This is a genomic window from Selenomonas sp. FC4001, from assembly GCF_000701565.1.
Lineage (GTDB): Bacteria > Bacillota > Negativicutes > Selenomonadales > Selenomonadaceae > Selenomonas_A > Selenomonas_A ruminantium_B.
This window is the reverse complement of the sequence record NZ_JNJF01000018.1, coordinates 1-19895: the sequence shown is the minus strand read 5'-3', so window position 1 is coordinate 19895 and position 19895 is coordinate 1. Positions and strand designations below refer to the sequence as shown.

At 52.2% G+C, this 19895-nt stretch carries 22 protein-coding genes, 2 tRNA genes and 1 pseudogene; 10 read left to right on the top strand and 15 right to left on the bottom strand.

What is annotated here, in order from left to right:
* Positions 1 to 77 precede the first annotated feature (77 nt).
* From T320_RS09030 to T320_RS09010, 5 genes are all read right to left on the bottom strand, one after another.
* A complete protein-coding gene (locus T320_RS09030; protein ID WP_037355078.1) occupies positions 78 to 1760 on the bottom strand; it encodes a phospho-sugar mutase in 1683 nt (560 codons plus the stop codon).
* Positions 1761 to 1857: 97 nt separating this feature from the next.
* A complete protein-coding gene (locus T320_RS09025; protein WP_037355077.1) occupies positions 1858 to 3195 on the bottom strand; it encodes an MATE family efflux transporter in 1338 nt (445 codons plus the stop codon).
* Positions 3192 to 3947 (bottom strand): YdcF family protein, encoded by a 756-nt coding sequence (locus T320_RS09020; protein ID WP_037355075.1) that lies wholly within the window; start codon positions 3945 to 3947, stop codon positions 3192 to 3194. The genes T320_RS09025 and T320_RS09020 overlap by 4 nt, the downstream gene beginning before the upstream one ends.
* Before the next feature lie 295 nt (positions 3948 to 4242).
* The gene (locus T320_RS09015; protein WP_037355072.1) at positions 4243 to 5559 is read right to left on the bottom strand and encodes an ATP-binding protein; all 1317 of its coding nucleotides are present in this window, start codon (positions 5557 to 5559) and stop codon (positions 4243 to 4245) included.
* A 130-nt stretch (positions 5560 to 5689) separates the two neighbouring features.
* Positions 5690 to 6559, bottom strand: a complete 870-nt coding sequence (locus T320_RS09010; RefSeq protein ID WP_051598433.1) for a flagellin — start codon at positions 6557 to 6559, stop codon at positions 5690 to 5692.
* 223 nt (positions 6560 to 6782) lie between these two features.
* Here T320_RS09010 and T320_RS09005 point away from each other — a divergent pair, with 223 nt between their 5' ends.
* Both T320_RS09005 and T320_RS09000 read left to right on the top strand, forming a co-directional pair.
* Entirely contained in the window at positions 6783 to 7934 is a 1152-nt protein-coding gene (locus tag T320_RS09005) for an MFS transporter (protein WP_037355068.1), read from the top strand.
* Positions 7935 to 8007: 73 nt separating this feature from the next.
* Positions 8008 to 8835, top strand: a complete 828-nt coding sequence (locus T320_RS09000) for an Rpn family recombination-promoting nuclease/putative transposase (protein WP_051608692.1) — start codon at positions 8008 to 8010, stop codon at positions 8833 to 8835.
* Positions 8836 to 8942: 107 nt separating this feature from the next.
* Here the strand turns inward: T320_RS09000 and T320_RS08995 are convergent, their stop codons facing one another.
* The 3 genes from T320_RS08995 to T320_RS08985 are packed head-to-tail and all read right to left on the bottom strand — an operon-like array spanning position 8943 to position 10365.
* Positions 8943 to 9377 (bottom strand): hypothetical protein, encoded by a 435-nt coding sequence (locus T320_RS08995; protein WP_037355066.1) that lies wholly within the window; start codon positions 9375 to 9377, stop codon positions 8943 to 8945.
* Positions 9365 to 9811, bottom strand: coding sequence for a hypothetical protein (locus T320_RS08990; protein ID WP_051608691.1), 447 nt, complete (start codon positions 9809 to 9811; stop codon positions 9365 to 9367). The genes T320_RS08995 and T320_RS08990 overlap by 13 nt, the downstream gene beginning before the upstream one ends.
* Positions 9808 to 10365, bottom strand: coding sequence for a hypothetical protein (locus T320_RS08985; RefSeq protein WP_037355064.1), 558 nt, complete (start codon positions 10363 to 10365; stop codon positions 9808 to 9810). The genes T320_RS08990 and T320_RS08985 overlap by 4 nt, the downstream gene beginning before the upstream one ends.
* Before the next feature lie 445 nt (positions 10366 to 10810).
* Here T320_RS08985 and T320_RS08980 point away from each other — a divergent pair, with 445 nt between their 5' ends.
* The 3 genes from T320_RS08980 to T320_RS14255 are packed head-to-tail and all read left to right on the top strand — an operon-like array spanning position 10811 to position 11419.
* The gene (locus T320_RS08980; RefSeq protein WP_037355062.1) at positions 10811 to 11032 is read left to right on the top strand and encodes a DUF1659 domain-containing protein; all 222 of its coding nucleotides are present in this window, start codon (positions 10811 to 10813) and stop codon (positions 11030 to 11032) included.
* Positions 11033 to 11059: 27 nt separating this feature from the next.
* Positions 11060 to 11272 carry a DUF2922 domain-containing protein gene (locus tag T320_RS08975; protein WP_037355061.1) on the top strand — a complete coding sequence of 71 codons (213 nt, stop codon included), beginning with the start codon at positions 11060 to 11062 and terminating at the stop codon, positions 11270 to 11272.
* 3 nt (positions 11273 to 11275) lie between these two features.
* Positions 11276 to 11419: a YvrJ family protein gene (locus T320_RS14255; protein WP_072024005.1), complete on the top strand. Its 144-nt coding sequence runs from the start codon at positions 11276 to 11278 to the stop codon at positions 11417 to 11419.
* A gap of 83 nt (positions 11420 to 11502) precedes the next feature.
* On the opposite strand, the gene T320_RS08970 is transcribed toward T320_RS14255, so the two are convergent.
* From T320_RS08970 to T320_RS08950, 5 genes are all read right to left on the bottom strand, one after another.
* Positions 11503 to 13530 carry a S41 family peptidase gene (locus tag T320_RS08970; RefSeq protein ID WP_037355060.1) on the bottom strand — a complete coding sequence of 676 codons (2028 nt, stop codon included), beginning with the start codon at positions 13528 to 13530 and terminating at the stop codon, positions 11503 to 11505.
* Positions 13531 to 13691: 161 nt separating this feature from the next.
* Positions 13692 to 13767: transfer RNA gene (locus T320_RS08965), tRNA-Gln, on the bottom strand.
* An 83-nt stretch (positions 13768 to 13850) separates the two neighbouring features.
* Positions 13851 to 14036 carry a ferredoxin gene (locus tag T320_RS08960; RefSeq protein WP_037355058.1) on the bottom strand — a complete coding sequence of 62 codons (186 nt, stop codon included), beginning with the start codon at positions 14034 to 14036 and terminating at the stop codon, positions 13851 to 13853.
* Between the two features lie 18 nt (positions 14037 to 14054).
* Complete coding sequence (locus tag T320_RS08955; RefSeq protein WP_037355055.1) at positions 14055 to 14969, bottom strand: hypothetical protein; 915 nt, start codon at positions 14967 to 14969, stop codon at positions 14055 to 14057.
* Positions 14970 to 15344: 375 nt separating this feature from the next.
* Positions 15345 to 16331: a diaminopimelate dehydrogenase gene (locus T320_RS08950; protein WP_026759366.1), complete on the bottom strand. Its 987-nt coding sequence runs from the start codon at positions 16329 to 16331 to the stop codon at positions 15345 to 15347.
* A 177-nt stretch (positions 16332 to 16508) separates the two neighbouring features.
* On the opposite strand from T320_RS08950, the gene T320_RS08945 reads away from it, so the two are divergent.
* The 5 genes and pseudogenes from T320_RS08945 (at position 16509) to T320_RS08925 (ending at position 18843) form a co-directional block, all read left to right on the top strand.
* A tRNA-Ser gene (locus tag T320_RS08945) sits at positions 16509 to 16597 on the top strand.
* 272 nt (positions 16598 to 16869) lie between these two features.
* Positions 16870 to 17043: pseudogene (locus T320_RS14250) on the top strand (N-acetylmuramoyl-L-alanine amidase); the annotation flags it as partial.
* Between the two features lie 1008 nt (positions 17044 to 18051).
* Positions 18052 to 18435: a hypothetical protein gene (locus T320_RS08935; RefSeq protein WP_037355048.1), complete on the top strand. Its 384-nt coding sequence runs from the start codon at positions 18052 to 18054 to the stop codon at positions 18433 to 18435.
* Between the two features lie 66 nt (positions 18436 to 18501).
* A complete protein-coding gene (locus T320_RS15125) occupies positions 18502 to 18621 on the top strand; it encodes a helix-turn-helix transcriptional regulator (protein WP_081824808.1) in 120 nt (39 codons plus the stop codon).
* 21 nt (positions 18622 to 18642) lie between these two features.
* Complete coding sequence (locus tag T320_RS08925; protein WP_037355046.1) at positions 18643 to 18843, top strand: hypothetical protein; 201 nt, start codon at positions 18643 to 18645, stop codon at positions 18841 to 18843.
* A gap of 225 nt (positions 18844 to 19068) precedes the next feature.
* Here the strand turns inward: T320_RS08925 and T320_RS08920 are convergent, their stop codons facing one another.
* Both T320_RS08920 and T320_RS08915 read right to left on the bottom strand, forming a co-directional pair.
* The gene (locus T320_RS08920) at positions 19069 to 19260 is read right to left on the bottom strand and encodes a hypothetical protein (protein WP_037355043.1); all 192 of its coding nucleotides are present in this window, start codon (positions 19258 to 19260) and stop codon (positions 19069 to 19071) included.
* Between the two features lie 395 nt (positions 19261 to 19655).
* The coding region (locus T320_RS08915) for a hypothetical protein (protein WP_037355040.1) at positions 19656 to 19895 on the bottom strand (240 nt) is incomplete at its 5' end.

Here is a 19895-nt window from a genome sequence, read left to right as displayed (position 1 = left end):
ATAAGCACGAACTAACGCAGAAAGTGCGTTGACCACTCTTACGTCAACGCACTTTTGGTTAATGATATTGAATTATTTTAGGACAGATAAGGCTTAACGGCCTCTGCCATCTTATCTTTGGCAGCCTGTGCTTCGGCGAGGTCTTTGCCCTTCGTCGTGTAGTAAGCTTTGATTTTCGGCTCGGTGCCGGACGGACGGATGATGACGGAAGAACCGTCTTCGAGTTCGTACGTCAGCACGTTGGCCTTCGGCAGGCCCGTAGCAGCGGTGTCGAGGTAGTCGATAACCTTGACAACCTTCTTGCCGGCCAGTTCCTGAATCGGGTCTTTGCGCAGATTTTCCATCATGCCCTTCATCTTGTCCATCCCCGACAGGCCCGGGAACTCGAAGCTGTCGACCTTGTTGAGGTAACGGCCATACTGGCTGTAGATTTCTTCGAGGCGCTGTTTGATGGACGAACCCTTACTGCGGTAATAAGCGGCCATTTCGCAAATCAGCATGGAAGCGACCACGGCATCTTTATCGCGGACATAGGGGCCGGCGAGGTAGCCGTAGCTTTCCTCGAAGCCGAAGATAAAGCGGTCTTCTTCGCCTTTTTTCTCCAGACCGAGAATCTGATCGCCAATCCACTTGAAGCCCGTGAGCGTGTGGCGCAGCTCTACGCCATAGTGCTTAGCCACGGCATCCGCCAGCGGCGTGGACACGATGGATTTTACAGCCACAGGGGCTTTGGGCATAGTGCCCTTTTCCTGACGGCCGGCGCAGATGTAGTCGAGGAGCAGCACGCCCATCTCGTTGCCGGAAACCAGCTCATAGGAGCCATCCGGGCACTTCATGGCGATACCCACGCGGTCAGCATCCGGGTCGGTGGCGAGCATGAGGTCAGCATCCGTTTTCTTCGCCAGTTCCACGCCTTTTTCCATCGCGGCGAGGATTTCCGGATTCGGATAGGAGCAGGTCGTGAAATAGCCGTTGGGGTATTCCTGTTCCGGCACAATCGTCACATCATCGATGCCGATGTCGCGCAGTACGCGGGTAACAGGCACAAGGCCGGTGCCGTTTAAGGGGCTATAAACGAGCTTCAGGCCAGCCGTCTTGCAGAGGCCGGGACGAACCTGGCATGCCTCGATATTTTTATACAGGCCTTCCTTGCAGTCTTCCCCGACAAACTTAATCAGACCTTTTTCCACACCTTCGGCAAAGGACATATACTTTGCGCCTGTGAGCACATCGGTTTTCTGAATGGCGTTGTAAACGACGTCAGCGGCATCATCCGTCATCTGGCAGCCGTCCGGGCCGTAGGCTTTGTAGCCGTTGTACTTGGCCGGGTTGTGGCTGGCCGTCACCATGATGCCGGCATTGGCTTTATAGAAACGGGTGGCAAAAGAAAGGGCTGGTACCGGCATGGGCTCGTCATAAATGCGCACGTTGATGCCATTGGCGGCCAGAACACCTGCAGCTTCTTTGGCAAAAGTCCAGCCTTTGAGGCGGGTATCGTAGCTGATGGCAACCGTCTGCGTGCCGCCTTCACCTTTTACCCAGTCGGCAACACCCTGCGTGGCCTGACGGACAACCCAGATGTTCATGCGGTTCGTGCCGGCGCCTAACGTGCCGCGCAGACCAGCCGTACCAAACTGCAGAGCAGCCGCAAAGCGCTCCTTGATGGCCTCATCATCACCTGCAATGTCCCGCAACTCTTTCCCCAGGTCGCAGTCAATCAGGTCAGCTCCCAGCCAGCGTTTGTATTCATCTTGATACATAAATAATCCACCCTTCTTGATAAAACTTGAGTCAATATATATTATATATACAACAAGGCAGGAGAAATCTCCTGCCTAAAATGTAAACCTTTGTAAATTATTTATGATTTTTCCGGAACGTCCTTCTCGTCCAGAAGAACGCAATGGCAAGCGGGATGCACGAGCCTGCCCAGGCCATGGGGTTGGCGACGCAGGCGCCGAAGTAGCCCCAGATTTCGCAGAGGAAAATCGCGGCGCCGGCGCGCATGAGTAGTTCCATAACGCCTGCAATGGTGGGCACAACGCTCTGGCCGAGGCCCTGCAGTGTATAGCGGAAGATGAAGAGCAGCGCGAGTATCCAGTAGTTCACGCCGTTGACAATGAGGTACATATGCCCCATGTCCACGACTTCCTGCTGTCCCTCACCGACAAAGAGCTCCATGATGAACGGCCCGGAGGTAATCAGCACTACGGCCGCGAGAATACTGAAGCCCACGGACATATAACTGCATTTTTTCACGCCCTCGGCGATGCGGTCGTATTTCTGGGCGCCGTAGTTCTGTGCGGTATAAGCCGCCATAGCAAGGCCGAAGGACATCATGGGCATCAGCGCGATGGAATCGACTTTCTGCGCCGCCGCATAGGCCGCAACAGCCGTCGGGCCAAGGTTGTTCAGCGCCACCTGCAGGATAACCGCGCCGATGGCGATAATCGAGGACTGAAAGCCCATGGGCAGGCCGAGTTTCAAATGAGCCTTTAAGACCTGTCCGTTTATCTGCCAGTCCGCGCGATGGGTGCGGAGCACCGGCACTTTTTTACAAATGTAAATGTAGCAAATCACATTGCCCAAAAACTGCGCTACGATGGTCGCAAGCGCCGCACCGGGAATGCCCCAGCCCAAGACGAGAATGGCCACTGGCTCCAAAATGATGTTGATGATGAGTGCCGTTGCCAGAATCACGGTCGGCATACGGCTGTCACCGAGCGCCCGCAACAGGTTTGTCTGGGTCTGCAGGCAGACGAACATCACAATTCCGCCGAACACGATGCTGATGAAGGAGTACGCCCCCTCCAAAATCTCCGGCGGCGTCTGCATCCAGATTAAGAGCTGGCGGCACAGCGAAACGCCCACAACCGTCAGCACCACAGCTTCCAAAAAGGAGAGCACGGCACAGGTTGCCGCACTCTGCCGCACACCGGCGTAATCTTTGGCGCCGTACCGCTGGCCCGTGTAAATGGTAATCCCCGTAGAAAAACCAATCACAAAGCCGAGCATGAGGAACATCAAACTGCCCGTACAGCCCACAGCCGCCAGCGCCTCAACGCCCAGAAAGCGGCCCACAATCAAGGTGTCCACAAAGGCATAGAGCTGCTGAAAGATGTTCCCCGCAATCAGCGGCAGGGTAAACATCAGAATCAGCCTTGCCGGACTTCCTTCTGTTAAGTTTTTTGTCATTCAAGATACCTCGTAACCAAAGCCCGCAGAACCTCCTGCATCACCGTCACATTGTCATCAAGTGCACCGATGCTGGGCTTCAATTTATTATAATGGAAATCATGGCGCGGATTTACGCGGTAGTCGGCCGGATAAGCCACCACCTCCACGCCGTTTTTCGCAAAGTTCAGCACGGAACGGCGCATATGGAAGGCCGACGTCACGAGAATCGGCTTCGTAAGCCCCCGTTCCTGCATGAGTTCCGTGGAAAATTTCGCATTCTGTGTGGTGTTGACGCTCTTGCTCTCCACAATGATTTTGTCTTCGGGCACGCCCAAATCCATGAGAATACGCTTGGCAATCACAGCCTCCGGGCCGCTGTCGCTATAGACCTGCCCACCCGAGAGAATAATGGGCACGTCAAGTTTCCGCTGCAGGCGCACCGCCGTCAGCAGACGGTTGGCCGGAGCAGAGCACAAGGTTCCCGCCCCGCTCACATCCGGCGTATCGGGGAATGCCCCGCCCCCGAGCATAATCACGCAGTCCCCCTGTGGATTTTCCGGCGGCGGATAGGCCGACTCCAACGCCCCCATGACCCGCTCGGATACCAGATTGGTACACAGAAGGTAAAACACAAACACTAAAGCCGCAAGCATACCTGCCAGCCTCTTTTCCTGTTTCTTGTACAACCGCCAGGCGACAAACCACAACGCGAGAAAGAAAATCCCCGGCGGCAGTACCCACGCGGCACCGAATTTTAACAAGTAGACCATTTTCTTAATTTATCCTTCATGATATAATGATTACAGACAGTTGATGAGCCGACTTTCCCCGTTCGGGGAGGTGAGAGCCATGACGCTATACGAAAAGCTTTCATTGTTCATTGCATTTCTGACGCTGATTGTCTCACCCCTTGGATTGTTAAAGTAATTTAGCATGAAAAAAGCCGCCCATGCGGCACACGGCGACCTTTCTCCAAATTCACTTAATAAATATCAGGGAGAGTCGACGTTACCACACATCAACTGTCCTTTTTGTTATTTCCAATTATACATCATTACTTTTTTTTTAGCAAGTTTTCCCCGCGCTCAAAAGCGAATTAATATACTGCTGGGCCGCCCGCCCGGACAGGCCGGAATGGCTCATTTCCCACTTGACGGCACCCGCCCGCAGTTCTTCGGCGGAAAGTGTTATCTCGGGGTGGCGGGCCGCCAGTTTTTCCACAATCGTGAAGTATTCCTTTTGATTGGGCTTGAAGTAACCGATGGACAGACCGAAACGGTCAGCCAGCGAGAGTTTTTCCTGCACGGTATCGTTCTGATGCAAATCCGGGTCGATGAAGTCGGGGCGGTCATCCACCCGCTCTTTAATCAGATGGCGGCGATTGCTCGTGGCGTAAATCAGGATATTGTCGGGCTTGACCTCAAGCCCGCCCTCGATAACGGCCTTGAGGTATTTGTACTCGATTTCAAATTCCTCGAAGGACAAATCATCCATGTAGATGATGAATTTGTAATTGCGGTTCTTGATGCGGGCGATAATGCGCTGCAGGTACTTGAACTCATGCTTATAGACCTCAATCATGCGCAGGCCCTGGTCGTAGTATTCGTTGAGAATCGCCTTGATGCTCGTGCTTTTCCCCGTGCCCGCATCTCCGTAGAGCAGGACATTATTGGCCTTGCGCCCCTGCACAAAAGCCTCGGTATTGGCGGCCAGCCGCGCCTTCTGGCTCTCATAGCCCACGATATCGGTCAGTCGGATGTCCCCCGTGGTCGTAATGGGTTCCAGCAAATTTCCCGTCTCCTCGATTTCCGGCGACACGCGGAAGGCCTTGTTGAGGCCGAGCATGCCCACGCCGTACTTGGCATAAAAATCCGTCACGTTCTTGTACATGGCAGCGGCATCTTTGGCCCCGTCAATGGCGGCGGTGAGCTCGCGCACCTTATCGCTGACGCTCTTGTTGTAAATCTGCGCGGGCTTGGCCACGGCCCGGTAATTGCCCAGAATGGAGAAGCACCGCACACCCAGCGCCTTTTCCCAAGGAGCGAAGTCATAATCCCAGAGAGCCTTGAAAATGGCCATATCATTTTCCGCAAAGACCTGCACACTGCCTGCACTGCTGCCGCGCTTTTCGCAGACCAAGGTAAAGGGCGCCTCCACAGTCGCGAGCAGAAAGGCCAGATAGGAATGCCAAAGGTTACCGTCAAAGCCATAGCGGGTGGCGATGTCCAGCAGGCGGTTGACCTCCCCGAGTACGCCATTTACCAGCGCCGTCTTATCCCCTTCGTCTCCGTCTTTCACACGCCGTCCGAATTCTGCCAGCCGTACCAGAATACTCTCCTGGGGCTGGCGGTAAATAATCAGTCCTGCAGTCAGTTTATCCATAGAACTTCCTCCCCAAAGCCGCCATCACTGTAAATTATGTCCTTCTCATTTTAACACAGGTACACTGCAATGCAAAGAGGGCAGAAAAAAACCGCTGCATATTCATGCAACGGTAAAAATCGCCTTTGGCTTAGGACAGCATATTGAATGCTGCACCGCGGCTGTGGTTGTTGATTGCCCCCAACATCTGCTGGCTGAGGTTTTGCATGCCCTGTTTCACCGCCCACAGAGCCGCCTGGCTCTGGGTCTTGGCACTGGCATTGGTCACGGATTCTGCGGCAATATCCGCATCATCACTGACCGACAGGGAGGCCTGGAGGTTTTCCTCCATCGTGGTATAGTTGGCGGACTGATACTCCATCCCCTGCTGAGCCGCACCGATGGTAGTAGCTTCGTCGAGCGCCTTGTTGAGCGCCGCATCCACCGTGTCGAGAGCCTGCGAGAGGCCGGACACGGAACCATTGGCTTCCTGCAGGTTAATCGTGCTGTTCCCCTGGCTGTCCGTCAGGCCGAGGCCTTTCGTACTCATGTCGCCGAGAGAAACATTTTCATAACCGTCGATACCTGCCACCGTCACCGTCTGGCTGCCATCCAGCAAATTCATGCCGTTGTAGGTCACCTGTGCGTTGGAATTAATCTGGGACAGGGTCTGGTTGACGCTTTCCTGCAGAGCAGCCACATCGGTCTTCCCATTGGTACCATTTGCGGCATTAATCAGCGTTTCCCGCAAAGATGACAGGGAGCTTATCGTATTGCTCACTGCGCCCCCAGCGACGTTAAGCATGGAGTTGGCCGTCTGGGTGTTGGCATTGGACTGGCGTACGCCGCCCAAGTTGTACTGCATCTTTTGCGCGATGGCATAATCGGAGGCACCATTGGCCGCGCTGGGCCGCTTGGAACCCGTGGCAATCCGCTGAATGCTCTGGGACTGCACGGAATGGGCACGATTCAGCTGATTCAAAGAACTGTTCAGCCCGTTCATCACACTGCCGATACTCATAAACATCTCTCCTTTCCTGTAAATTTTTTAGGATTTTGAGGAAAAATCCCGTTTCCTTACTGCGATTCGTTCATCTTAAAAACAGATACACTACTATAATTCTATTATACCCCCGATAATCATTGGACGCAATAAAAAAAACAGAAAAGCCAGGGGCAGGATATCCCTCTGTCCTTGGCGAAGATATGCAACATTATCAAGTTTTTTCGTCTGAGGTGACCTTATGAAAAAAACAACCTATTGGGCCAAGAATGATTTATCCTTGTTATTCCTGCTGTCCATCTTCATGAACGGCTTTGAAACGGGTGGGTATCAGGCCTGCCTTTTATACGTGGGACAGGAGTATGACCTGTCCATTGGCCAGCAGGGCATGCTGGCTGCCGTCCAGCTCTTTGCCACCATGATTGCGCCCCTGCTCTTGGGCGCGTTGGCCGACAAAATCGGCAAGAAAATCATGCTGGTCATCTTCACGGCCTGCCGGGCCTTGTCGGCAGGTCTCATCCTGCTGGCCACAAGCTCCCTGATTTTTGCCGCCGGGATTTTCGTACTGGGCTTTGCCTGCAGCATCGTGCAGTATGTGGCCATCGCGGGCATGCAGGACGCCTATCCCCTGACCCGCAACCGCCGCATGGGCTACATCACGGCCATGTTTGCGCTGGGCGCCGTCATTGCACCGCTGGTGGTCGGGCTGACGCTGACGACACCATGGGGCTGGCGTTCCTTCTTCGTGCTCAGCGCCCTTATCTTCCTCGTCCTGACCTTCTGCCTGATTAAGACCGACTTTGCCCCGCGTGAGGAAGCATCCCCCAGCGAACTTGCCCAGGTCGAAGGTGGCATGTATCTCAAAGGTGTGGCGCTCCTCTGCACCATCATGTTTATCTATGTGGGCGTGGAAAACGGCTTCTGCTTCTTCCTGAACAGCTTTATGGCAGACACGCTGAATTCCTCCCGCGGCTATCTGGCCTTGTCCCTGTTCTGGCTGGCTATGATTCCCTCAAGATTTCTCTGCGGACTCTTTGCCCAGCACCGCAGCCGCCTTATCTACATCGCACCGCTGGGGGCAGCCTTGATGCTGGCTCTGCTGACTTCTCTGACACAGGAAATCCTCGTCTTTGCCGCCGTATTCGTCTTTGGCTTCTTCTGCGGTGGCGTTTATCCCAATGTGCTGACCTATGTGGCAGATTTCGCCGGCGGCCGCACCGCCACCGTTACCGCCGCCATCACCGTAGCCACAGGTATCGGCGCCACCGTAATCTCCGCCTCCTTCGGCTTCCTCCACGAACAGTTCGGCTTTAACGGCGCCTTCCTCGTGCTGGCCGCCCTGCTCGGCGTGGATATCCTAATCGCCGCTATGGTGCCGCGGCTGCAGCGCTGAAATCCCTCCATTCTGCTGGAAACCCACCTGTAACAATGGTATAATCAAAGCAAGAGAAGGAAGGGCTCATACTATGAAATACCGAATCAAACCTTGGGAAGAATTGACCATCACCGACGATTATATGTTCAAGCTGGTCATGCGTCACCCCAAAATCTGTAAGCGACTGATTGAAAAGATACTTCACATCAAGATAAAGCACATCGACTACCTCGATGATGAAAAATCCCTCAAATTCCGCTATGCCGGTAAGGGAATCCGTTTGGATGTCTATGTGGAAGGTGATGACACCATCTACGATATCGAAATGCAGGTGCGCGACTACGGCGATGAAGAGCTTGCCTACCGCTCCCGCTATTACCAATCCATGATTGATGTAGACGCACTAGCCGCTGGTGCAGATTACAAAGAGCTGAAAAAATCCTACGTGATTTTTCTCTGTCCCTTTGCCCTGTTTGACGGCCAGCGTCACCTGTATTCCTTCCGCAATATCTGTCTGCAGGACAGAAACCTTGAACTAAACGATGGCACGAATAAAATTTTCCTCTGCTCCGAAGGTCAGCTCGATGATGTTTCTCCTGATGTTAAGGCTTTTCTCGATTACATGAAAGGCCTGCCCAGCGGCGACACCTTTGTCAGCGAAATTGATCAGTTCATCAAGGAGATTAAAGTAAAAGAAGAAGAAAGGGTGAGCTATATGACATACGAAATGAAAATACGCGAAGCCCATGATGACGGACGTGCCGAAGGACGTGCCGAAGGGCAGATTGAAGCAATATCAAAGACGATTCCTATGTTGAAAAAGTTGAAATTAAGCAAGGACTCCGCTATCCAAGAGCTCATGGATACGTACTCTTTATCCCATGAAAAAGCGCAATCCTTAGTCAACAGCATTTGGTGACATACACTCAAAAACGGACATAACGCCCTATTTCGGGGTTGTTATGTCCGTTTTTACTGCCCTCACTACAGTGGCGCAAAGATTTTTTATATTGGGGGCTGTACGCATTAGCTTCGCGGCTCAACCGTTCCCTTCGTGGCCACGATTTTTTCTTTGACCCGTGCAGGCACGAACTGCCAGAACTCACTCTCCGCCGCTGGCATTTCCGCTTCCCGTTCCGCCGCCAGTTCTTCATCGAGCTTGGCATAGGCGTCCTTCATGGCTTTTTCCTTGGCCAATCCCCGTGCCTGCCGAATTTTGCCGTGCTTATCCTGCACGTATTCCTCATGGGGAATCTGCGGGCTGTAGGAGAACTCAATCGCCCGCTTGAGCCACGCGGCAGGATAATGGATTTCCTGATTGAACATCTCGTACCAAAGCACCGCCAGTTCCCTGTCCACCATATAGAGTCCGTACCGCTTCACGAGTTCCCGAATGGTATCCGGCGTGATATGGCACCGGCTCCCATGAAAAATGCAGCTTTCCATCGTTATCTCGGACATATGCTTTCCTCCCCGCATGCGTTCCAATCATTCTCTGCCGCCCATGGTTTATCCCACGGGTCAGCCTTGCCGCCAGCCAACTCCCGGCCAAAATTTCCCTGCCGTCCGGCCTCATAGCCCATTTGCCGCAACCGCTCGTAACAAATGGTATAGCTGAACGTCCTATCATAGGGATGACTGCTCAGCCTGCGCCGCAGAATCAGCCCCTGCCGCTCCAGATTTGCTGCCGCCAGTTTTACCCGGCCGACCGAAATCCCCAGCTGCTTTGCCCAGGCCGCCACACTGTTATAGACCCAGAACCGTCCCTGAGCAAAGTTATGGGTGCGCTCCAGCCAGTAATCAATCTGCGAAAGCAAAAGCGCCTCATTGCGCCCTATCTGCTGCGCCAAATCCAGCCGCAGCACCAGCACTTTTTTCCGATCCGTGACAATCATAAGCACGCCTCCACCAACCGCTGCAGCCGTTTGATGGCGAGCCGCACATAGCGCAAATCCTCCCGCTGCGCAATATAGCGTCCATAGTAGAGTTCCCGTCCCGCAGTCATTTTCCCGCGCAGTGTCGCCGCCGACTCCTTCACGCGCAGTTCCTGCCCGGAGAAAAACTGCAGAATCGTATGGCCCTGCCCATCCTCCATCACGCCCCTGAGCCGAGGCACATTGACGTAGACCATTGCCCCATGATTGCTGTTAAACGGCTTACAATAGCGCACCGGCATAAAAAGCAGCCGCAGGGAAATTTCATAAAAATCCACATGCGCCCGCAGATTCCCCTGCGCACGCCCACGCAGACGGCGCAATCGCGACAACTCCATTCCCCGCGAAGCCGCCAACATATCCAAAGCCGTTTCCACCTTACAGTGCGGATAGATTTCCACCGTGCCGTTCCCGCGTATCACACAGGTAGCAAAATCCCCCTGTCCTGTTTCCTTCTCGTACAAAGCCTCGATAGCAAGCCCTGAGCACAAATTTTGACGAAGTTCCTCGTTCATGTAAAACATCTCCTCGTAAAATTTTTTGAAGGCGGCGTGTTTCGTACTGTTGTCCGTCCTACGAATACAATCTTAACCCTGTTTAACCGGAAAAGTCAATAGCAAATCATAAACTCATGTTACACGTTTGCAGCCTTTGTTATTGTTTTGTCTTGCTTTTAGCCTGCAAAAACTCTGTACACTCACAGTAGACACCTTTAAATGCATAAATATGCAGCAACATCCACGCCATCATGTTTTCTTGTTATTATCTGGTTATTCTCTGTTATAGGCGGGTCACAGGCTGACTTTCGAAGGGATAAAAAAAGCCCCTTGGATGGGGCAAAGATGATAGCTTAAAATTTTTTCACCATGCAGGGGATTTTTCAAGCAGAAACATCATGTATAAGGCTGTGAGGGGCAGGCGCCGCCCCCGGGAAAACAAGCAGCAGAAAGGATGATAACCATGGCAGTACGCAACAACGAAGTTACCCGCCTGAATCTGAAAGTCATCACCGGCAGTGATGAAAACGGCAAGGACACCATCGCCACTCGCGGTTTCACCGTGAACCCGGAGCTCGATGACGATACGATTCTTTCCATCGGCAAGAAGCTGGGGAACCTCCAGAGCTTCCCCGTGGAGGCCATCGCCCGTCAGGACAGCGCCAGCCTCGCCGCCGAACACTGATTCCCCGCATAGAAAGGAGCAGCTATCATGAAATCCACACTCAAAATGATTTTATCCCTCGAAAACGGCAAAAGCACGACGCTTTCCCTGGCCTCCCCCCGTGCTGATTTGACGGCGGCCGAAGTCACGGAAGCCCTCACGGAAATCATCGCCCACAAGGCAATCCTCGTGGACGGCAGCCCCGTGACGGCCATTCAGAAACTCTACATCCAGGATGTAGAGGAAAAACTGCTGGCCTAAGCCATGAACGAAACCCTCCTGACCGCCGTTTCCGCCGTAGGCTTCCCCATCGTGGTGACCTTCTACCTGCTGACGACCTTCCAAAAGTCGCTGGACAGGCTGACCACCCAATTAGGGGAACTGACCCACGAACTGCAGCGGCATTAACCCCATAATGAAAGCAAACGCCCGGAACAGCTGGTGATGTTTCACAACAGAACCAGCCGCTCCGGGCTTTTTGCTTCATTATGTTATTGCTTGCTCAGCCATTCGGCAATGGCTTTATAGTTGAAATACAATTTGTCCGCCATATCCCCGAACGGATGATTTACCTTCACCGCATGTTCATCGCTGACGAATTTGCCGTTCGTCATCCGGCCGAGCTTGTTCCAGCCGGACATTCTGGCCACATGGCCGTAAGCATCCAGGAACGGCGCTACAGCACAGTCACCGCCGCCCGGCTGCTCGCCGATAATCTTAGCCAGGCCATCCACCTGCGCAAAGAACGGCAGAGCGTTGCCGCAGGAATAGGAAAAGCCGCTGGTCAGGATGTAGAAATCATACTGGCCGCCGAAGCCGTCACGGGCATCGAATTTGCCATCCAGATTCGTATCCACATGATACCACTCGGAGCAGTAATTCTGATTCAAGGTGTGCTTATAGGTCAGGTTCACTTCCCCATCCGGAGACAGGAAGCCGAGCACCGCCGTCAGCGCCCCTACTGCGCCGCCACCATTGTTGGACAGGTCGATGACCACCTTTTTCACCTTGGGCGCCTTCTTTATCTTGGCAAAGGCATCATAGAACAGGCCGAAAGTGCTGTAATTATACACGTTCTCATTGGGCAGACGGTAATAGTAGGACGCCTCCTTGTAGCTTTCCGCAAAACTCTCGAAGTAAATAAAGGCCGTATCCCCGATGATTTCCACCCGGGAGTTACCAAAATTCGCCGGCTTGAGCGATTCTATCCGTTCTTTCGTGGTAAACAGACGATTTGTGTCCTCGCTCTGCCGCCTTTCCGCAGTTCTGTCCAGCTTGAAGTTCTCCTCTTTCGTGCCTCTGACCTTCATATAGCCCTGTGCCTGTTCCAGCCATTTCTTGTAAGGCTTGCCGCTGTCATCCCGGAAAATATAGGTCAAAATGACGAGATTGAGCTTCAGCTCCTTGCAGGCCGCTTCATACTGCTTATAGCTGCCCGTTTCCCCATTTAGGAATTTCACGCCCTTATCGGCCAGCTTGTAGGTGATTTTCTGCAAAGCCTTCATGGTCGGCTCCATGCCGCCGTATTCGGTGATGACCTTGGCGGTATTGATGTAAGAGCCGGTATCGAAAACGCTGTGCCCCAGCATCACGACATCATGGCCGCTGTCAAAGAGCTTGTAGACCACCTTGCTAAACGCCTCTGAATTGCGCTCGGCATCCGTGGACAAGAGTTCCTCCTTCAGTCCGTTCTGCGCAAAGTATTTGTCAAAGCTCTCAATCCCCTTTTCCTGTTTATGACCGTAGTAAAGGTCAAACAGCAGGCAGGTCGTCCCATAAGCATAGCGGGCATAAGCAGGCGGAATCTCCTTTTCCTTGGCGAATTTCCCGGAATAATACGCAGTAGAATAAGGATTCAGCTTGATGTTAGGATTCATGTTATGCCCGTAAATATGGCCGATGGGCTCATCAATATCGTAAAAATGGTTCCCATTAAAGGAAAAACGGGCCGCACCGCAGGGCATGGCAAAGACATTCTGTAATACCGCAAAAGGCAGCAGCATCTGCCCATTATAGGAAGTCATGGCCAGGCCATAGTTTTTAAGGTTGACCGTAAAGCCAACATCTTTCGTTTCGCTGGAAGGATTTTTCCTGGATACGGCCTGCGCGTTGAATTCATCCGGCATCAGAATGCCGTTAGGCAGGGCCCGCTCCCCATAGGAGCCAAAGAACGCATCCCAGCTGTCACTGCCGATGATTCCCTGCGCCGCATCAAACTTCACGCTGGCACCATTGCGCACAACCTTGAGCACCTGCCCGCCGTCCTCCATTTGAAACTCTGCTTTGCCACCGTATAACAGCGATAAATATTGCTGGGCAGAAACATAGGGCACCGAGTCTTCCCCTTCCACATTGTAAACCCGCATCGTCCAATATTTGTCCAGCCGGGATTCGTATATCCGGGAGTCAAAAGACCCGGTTACCGTTGCGGCCTCGCCCAAAGCCGGTGCTCCGGACATGAGCAGCCAGCCCGTCAGCAGGCCGCAGAGCATTTTTTTCGGCAGTTTTTTCCTGTACATCGTTCCGTCCTCCCATATTCCATAATCACATCGCAAGAATCTGCAAAAAATTATCCCCACGGAAAATTTTCTTCTTCCGTGGGGATTTTCCTGCTAAACTACCGAAAATACAGGATTCGGGGAACAAAAAAGCACTGCCGTAGCAGTGCTGTATCTTCATATGGCAGGGGTAGCTGGACTCGAACCAACGCATGCGGGATTCAGAGACCCGTGCCTTACCAACTTGGCGATACCCCTGTGTTTTCGCGCTATCGCGCTATCAACAATAAATATTATAGCGGGTGAGTTACTCACTGTCAAGAACTTTTTTAACTTTTTTATCAGCGGACAGAAATCGCCCCTACCGGGCAGTCCTCGGCCACCTGCAGGGCATCATCCAATGCCGCTTCCGGCAGTTCCTGATAACCTTCCGCCAATCCGTCAGCCCCCATGCGGAAGCCTTCCGGACAAGCCCCTGCGCACATGCCGCAGGCCACACATAAATCTTTATCCACATAGCCTTTCATGGAAAACTTCCTCCCATCTCAAATCCGCACCTCAAAGCGCTGTTCTTCCTCTTTGAGTTTGGGCCGCGGCTTCAAGGGAGGTTTGGGCTTGGCTTTTTCCTTGGGCAAATCCGCAGTAACCTGCTGACGGTAGGATTTGGCCGCCTGCGGCGGCGGGCTCGTGTTTACAGGAATGCGGCCTGCCTTCTGTAAGCGCTCTTTTGCTTCAGCCCTTGCCTGCCGCATCTCTGCCCGCAGGGCCGCGTCCTCGTCATGGGCGATTTTGGCCAGCACTTCATCCGGCGTAAGCCCCCGCAGGTCGGCAAAAGTTTCCACCGCCTCACGACTGCGGGGAGCTTTAGCATTTTTCGCAGTCTTGCCGCCCTGCCCCGGCAAAGGCACAGGCGCCGCCGCTCCGTCAATATCCGCCAAACTCAACGTGCCAGGCTTTCCCTCCTTGCGGGCCATAAGCTTACGGATGCCGAACCAGACCACCACCGCCATAAAGACGAGCACCGCCCCCCAAAAGACAGCACCATGGGAGGCGAACTGACTCCAGCCGCTGCCCGGCGCATCCGCCTGCATGCTCTGAGATGTCTGCGCCGCCTTGGCATCAGCCAAAGCCTGCTGACTGGGATTTTCTTGATTCAGACCGTTCTGGGCGGGAATAACCTGCACAGAGCTTGCCTGATTCTCCTGCGAAGCGCCCCCGCTGGCATCCACAGGTTTGGCACTTTTGGCCGGCTTTTCCGGCTTGGACTGCGTGGTTTTGGATAGAGCACCATTGCCCTGCGCCACCGACTGCCGCGCCTGGTCTTCGAGCTGCTCCTCACCGGTCTGGTGCTTGTCACGGGGCACATTCGTCTCCTGCGCCGTGCCCCCATCCTTCAACGTCACCCCCGGCACAGACGGCGGCGTAGGCGGCACTGGTGCCGTCGGCGCTTTCACAGCCATAGCATCCCCTCCCCTCTGCTAAGTTTCTTTCTATATTATAGCTTATTTTGGGTTGAGGTGACACTAGATTTTTATTGATAGTGCGTACTTGGCGGCGAGGCAGGAGGAACTGCACGGTCAGCTATGCCTTCGGGCTGAAAGACGCGGCCGCAAGGCGTGATGCTGTTGGTGTTCTAAGCGATGCGTTTGACCGTAGGCGTAAAAAAACAGCTTGATTTGCGGCGGCTGAAAAATCTACTGTCTGAGCGAAGCGAGTTTAGATTTTTCAGCCGCGAAAAGCAAACCAAGCTGTTTTAGCCGCAGGTCAAAGCAAAGCGTGAACACCAACAGCATCACGCCGCCTTGCGCCACGAACCAGCCAACGCTAATCGCTAATTACAGCAGATGCGCGCGCAATTCCTCACCGGATTTTGCCGACAGATAGCTCGGCGCAATATCGAGCACTGTCTTGCACCCCGTCACGCCCTCTTTGGCCAGACGATAAGCAGCACGCGCATAGCAAACGAGCACGCTGGTCGTGAATTCCGGGTTGGAATCGAGGTCAAGCTTGAACTCAATCACATGCTTGTTTTCCCCGTTATGCCCCGTAACGCCGCTGCGAATCACACTGCCACCATGCGGCAGGCCCTTGTGATTTTTGTCCAGTTCTTCCTGACTGATGAAATGCACCGTCGTATCGTAATCGGCAAAATAATTCGGCATGGTCTTGATTTCCTGCTCCACCTTGGCGGCATCTGCACCATCTTCCAGCACCACATAGCATTCACGCGTATGCTTTTCCCGCGTGGAAAGCTCCGGATTTTCACCAGCACGCACAGCAGCCAAAGCCTTTTCCACCGGCACCGTGTACTGGCGGGCATCGGCTACGCCCTCAATGCGGCGGATTGCATCGGAATGCCCCTGCGAAACGCCGCGGCCCCAGAACGTATAGTCCTTGCCGTTCGGCAAAATCGCATTGCTGTACACGCGAGCCAAAGAGAACAGACCCGGGTCCCAGCCCACAGAAATAATACCCACATGGCCATTTTCCTTGGCGGCCTTATCCACATTTGCAAAATGCTCAGGAATCCGCGCATGCGTATCAAAGCTGTCCACCACATTGAACATTTTGGCATAATGCGGCGTCTGTACCGGCAAATCCGTTGCACTGCCACCGCAGAGAATCATGACATCAATCTTATCTTCCCATTCTTCCACATCACTGACATTGACCACCGGCACGCCAGGAGTCTTGATGGAAAGCAGCGCCGGGTCACGGCGGGTAAACACCGCCACCAGTTCCAAATCATCATTGGCCTTTACCGCGCATTCCACGCCCCGGCCCAAATTGCCATAACCTAAAATACCGATACGGATACTCATAGCTATTACCCCTTCTTCTATAACAAATTCGTAATACTAACTTCCCTTACTATACCACAAGTCCGTATAATTGAAAACGATTTTCGCAAAAATATTTCCAGCTTCTAAAGCCGTCAAACTCTTTACACCGCCCGCCCCCTTATGTTATAATGATTGTTGTTCAACCATGAACAGCATGGAGAGGTGTCCGAGTGGTCGAAGGTGCTTGACTCGAAATCAAGTGTGGTTAATAGCCACCGTGGGTTCGAATCCCACCCTCTCTGCCATTGAGATTAAAGGGCTCGCGCGTTTTTGTGCGGGTCTTTTTTGCTGTGTTTTTTCGCATTCAGCGGGTAACACAAAGGTATTTTTCCAACCGTTACGAGCCGTTTCGGGACTTTTTTCCGTCAGATAGTTGGGGACGAACAAACAGATTTTTCCGCTCTGGTCGTCCCCCTTTTTCATTTCACCGGATAGGATTTACTTTTGTCACGTGCGGGAGCTGTTCCTGCAGTAACTTCCCGCCTGATAAACCTACTGCTACGAACAGCGCGGCGTCAAAGCCCATCCCTCCTTCTGCGTCCTGCGCCAAACCGCCATGCCCGCCGTGCTGGTGGAAACCGGCTTTATCGACAGTGAGGACGTAAACCTCCTCACCCGCCACGGCGACGACATAGCAAGAGCCCTTGCCCGTGGCGTGACGGATTACGCAAATTTTCTTGCCAGTGCGTAGGTGAGGTGGTATAATAAAGCTACAAATGGAGTAATGATGGTAGCCCACTGGGTTCACCGATAAAAGAGTCTGCAGCTTGGTAACCTGCGAGACTCTTTTATTTTGCCTGAATAGAGAAAAGCGCCAATGCTGATGCACTGGCGCTTTTCTGCGTCATCCGCCTGGTTGGTAGGGCCAAACTTCAGACAGAGCTAATGTTTGCCGCGTTCCCGGATTCTGTCGTAGAGCCATGCCGCCACAAGGCTGCTGGCAATGCCTACGACAAATGAAGTAATGATAGTTTCCTCCACAAGATTCACCTCCCTCGCTGCCGTGGGATTCCCATGGTAAGAGGTCGCGGCAAAAATAGTATAGCACAAAAAAGTCATAATGTGCGCGCATTGTGGACAAAAAATTATACATTTGGTTTTACCCGCCCAGACGGCGTTCTCTGCTTTAGTGGACGCTGGCACCCATGACGACCCTTGACCGCCACATCCGCCAGCGTCCACGTCGCATGGAGAACACCGCGCCCCGCCCTTATCCCGCGTCAATAAGAATCTAACAAGTCAGGCGGGGGCGGACTGTCCGCCTCCGCATACAGACCGCCCCCGCGCACAGCCCGGAACAGGCAACGGGTGTCCGCTGGCTTGGGTGTACAGCTGCGCTGTCCAAATCGGAGTGCCACTGGCACTCCTCTACCAGAGACACCTGTAATTGACCAGTCAATTTTGATATTGGTAATCCCTTTTCAAAAGTCAATGCGCTGGGGCTAGTGGGACATGGGGCTAGTTGCAGCCTACTCGTCATTCATGCGTATTCGGTTTGTGTCCGTCTGCTCGGGTGGACAGGCCTGCCCCCTCGGAATGCCACTGGCATTCCTCGACGCATCCGACACAAAATACGATAACAAAGTTTTCTGCTTGGCTTCAAAATATAAGGGATATCTTCATATAGCGATAATAGCCTTCATAATGTATACTATAAGTAATATAGCCAATAGCTAGTTTTGGGAATGGGGGAATTGATATGCGAAAGATTATGGCCATAACCATGTTATTAGTTACCCTTTTGGCATCCACTTGTTTTGCCGCTGATTGGTATTGGCTTGTGTCAACAGATACTACCAGTTTCTACGTTGACAAGAACAGCGGACAATGGAACGGCCTGCATCTTAACTGTTCGGAAAAAATTATCTTCGATGATGGTAATTACGCCTTGTATGATATTACCTATGATTATAGCGACTCTCATCGCATAAAAAGACGCCAAAACTTTATTTGGGTTTATAATGCAGATGGCTCATATATCGGTAGTGACCGCGGTTATGAATGGACAATCATCCCTCCTGAATCTGTAGGCGAAGAAATTGCCCATAAGGTATTCTTTTTATTTAAGAGCAGAATAAAGTAATCTGTTTCTTTCATTTACTACTTCTGACAGGTCAACTAATCCCAATAATAATGACGGAGGTTCTACATGGAAAATGTCAATGTAGGCTATTATATAAAGTTACGGCGCAAGGAACTGGGGATGACTCAATCCCAGCTTGCACAAAAGGTGGGAAAGTCAGCTCAGGTAATTTCCAACTGGGAGTGAGGCTACAGTCCCAGTTGGAAGATGGAGGAACTGGCCAAGGTGGCCGCCTTCCTGCAGGTTAATGTGGGCTATTTTTTCCCGGCCGAAGAAAAAACAACGGACAACTGCCTCCCTGTAGTGGACAAACGACTGCGGGCTATTATTGACATTTATCCTTCCCTCAGCGATTACACCAAAGATATTATTGACGCCATCATTAAAGTGGCCAGAACACATAAATAAGCACGCATATCAAGGAGGCTGTGATGTAGCCTCCCTTTTTATGTCCACGCCATGTCAGTCCGTGATTTATATTTAATTATGAACCACGCTTACTGCAGACACAATAAAAGAGAGCACATCTGATGATATGCCCTCTGCCTATGTCTTAGCCTATATCGCTATTATTTACCAACACAAGCGCTTGCGTTTTGCGTTTCAGATACATTTGCTGCCATAGAATTTGCATTACACATTAATTTTATGACCACCACCGATAGGGAGTTTCATTTGTGTTTCATCTACATTTGCTGCCATAGAATTTGCATTACTGTCATGGAAGCTAGGACGGGGACGTTTCTTGCTCCCACCGGGATTGCATCGTCCCCCAGCTACCTTGTCCATTTCCATATCTTCCATCTTGTTCATGAGCTTTTCCATTTTATTTTCCTCCTCACAATCTTGAGTGTTGTTTTTGCTTTCTGTTCTTTATATCCCCGAAAGCGAAAAGTGTGTAGGGTAATAGAAAAATTTTTTCGTACAGGCTGCGTAAGGGCTTTCTCCGATATGGGAAGGCTCTTTTTTGTGGCAGAAAAACGGGGGGATTATTGCCAGTCATCAGTAGCCCAGGCGATGAAGAATAGCAGACCGAGGAAGCACAATGCGGTAAATCCCATGATAATCAACTCCTTTTCGTGTTAGTTCGGCAGATTAGCAGGACAATCCTTTCTCCGATTCGAGGAAATTTCCTTGCACACAAAAAGAGAGCACATCTGATGATATGCCCTCTGCCTATGTCTTAGCCTATATCGCTATTAGCTGCCATAGAATTTGCATTACACATTAATTTTATGACCACCAGCGACAGGGAGTTTCCCGATAGGGAGTTTCCCGATAGGGAGTTTCATTTGTGTTTCATCTACATTTGCTGCCATAGAATTTGCATCATGTTTGCGAGGACGAGGACGAAGTTTTATAGAACCCCCAGATACCTTGTCCATTTCCATAACATCCATCTTGTTCATGAGCTTTTCCATTTTATTTTCCTCCTCACATCTTAGCGTGTTGTTATCTTG

What these genes read in the sequence shown, in the direction of transcription:
- T320_RS09030 (WP_037355078.1), bottom strand. Translation starts at nt 1,760, where the DNA reads ATGTATCAAGATGAATACAAACGCTGGCTGGGAGCTGACCTGATTGAC.
- T320_RS14255 (WP_072024005.1), top strand. Translation starts at nt 11,276, where the DNA reads ATGAACGAAACCCTCCTGACCGCCGTTTCCGCCGTAGGCTTCCCCATC.
- T320_RS09020 (WP_037355075.1), bottom strand. Translation starts at nt 3,947, where the DNA reads ATGGTCTACTTGTTAAAATTCGGTGCCGCGTGGGTACTGCCGCCGGGG.
- T320_RS08955 (WP_037355055.1), bottom strand. Translation starts at nt 14,969, where the DNA reads ATGGCTGTGAAAGCGCCGACGGCACCAGTGCCGCCTACGCCGCCGTCT.
- T320_RS08985 (WP_037355064.1), bottom strand. Translation starts at nt 10,365, where the DNA reads ATGAACGAGGAACTTCGTCAAAATTTGTGCTCAGGGCTTGCTATCGAG.
- T320_RS08970 (WP_037355060.1), bottom strand. Translation starts at nt 13,530, where the DNA reads ATGTACAGGAAAAAACTGCCGAAAAAAATGCTCTGCGGCCTGCTGACG.
- T320_RS09015 (WP_037355072.1), bottom strand. Translation starts at nt 5,559, where the DNA reads ATGGATAAACTGACTGCAGGACTGATTATTTACCGCCAGCCCCAGGAG.
- T320_RS15125 (WP_081824808.1), top strand. Translation starts at nt 18,502, where the DNA reads ATGGAAAATGTCAATGTAGGCTATTATATAAAGTTACGGCGCAAGGAA.
- T320_RS08935 (WP_037355048.1), top strand. Translation starts at nt 18,052, where the DNA reads ATGCGAAAGATTATGGCCATAACCATGTTATTAGTTACCCTTTTGGCA.
- T320_RS09000 (WP_051608692.1), top strand. Translation starts at nt 8,008, where the DNA reads ATGAAATACCGAATCAAACCTTGGGAAGAATTGACCATCACCGACGAT.
- T320_RS09025 (WP_037355077.1), bottom strand. Translation starts at nt 3,195, where the DNA reads ATGACAAAAAACTTAACAGAAGGAAGTCCGGCAAGGCTGATTCTGATG.
- T320_RS08960 (WP_037355058.1), bottom strand. Translation starts at nt 14,036, where the DNA reads ATGAAAGGCTATGTGGATAAAGATTTATGTGTGGCCTGCGGCATGTGC.
- T320_RS08950 (WP_026759366.1), bottom strand. Translation starts at nt 16,331, where the DNA reads ATGAGTATCCGTATCGGTATTTTAGGTTATGGCAATTTGGGCCGGGGC.
- T320_RS09005 (WP_037355068.1), top strand. Translation starts at nt 6,783, where the DNA reads ATGAAAAAAACAACCTATTGGGCCAAGAATGATTTATCCTTGTTATTC.
- T320_RS08975 (WP_037355061.1), top strand. Translation starts at nt 11,060, where the DNA reads ATGAAATCCACACTCAAAATGATTTTATCCCTCGAAAACGGCAAAAGC.
- T320_RS09010 (WP_051598433.1), bottom strand. Translation starts at nt 6,559, where the DNA reads ATGAGTATCGGCAGTGTGATGAACGGGCTGAACAGTTCTTTGAATCAG.
- T320_RS08990 (WP_051608691.1), bottom strand. Translation starts at nt 9,811, where the DNA reads ATGATTGTCACGGATCGGAAAAAAGTGCTGGTGCTGCGGCTGGATTTG.
- T320_RS08920 (WP_037355043.1), bottom strand. Translation starts at nt 19,260, where the DNA reads ATGGAAAAGCTCATGAACAAGATGGAAGATATGGAAATGGACAAGGTA.
- T320_RS08980 (WP_037355062.1), top strand. Translation starts at nt 10,811, where the DNA reads ATGGCAGTACGCAACAACGAAGTTACCCGCCTGAATCTGAAAGTCATC.
- T320_RS08995 (WP_037355066.1), bottom strand. Translation starts at nt 9,377, where the DNA reads ATGTCCGAGATAACGATGGAAAGCTGCATTTTTCATGGGAGCCGGTGC.
- T320_RS08925 (WP_037355046.1), top strand. Translation starts at nt 18,643, where the DNA reads ATGGAGGAACTGGCCAAGGTGGCCGCCTTCCTGCAGGTTAATGTGGGC.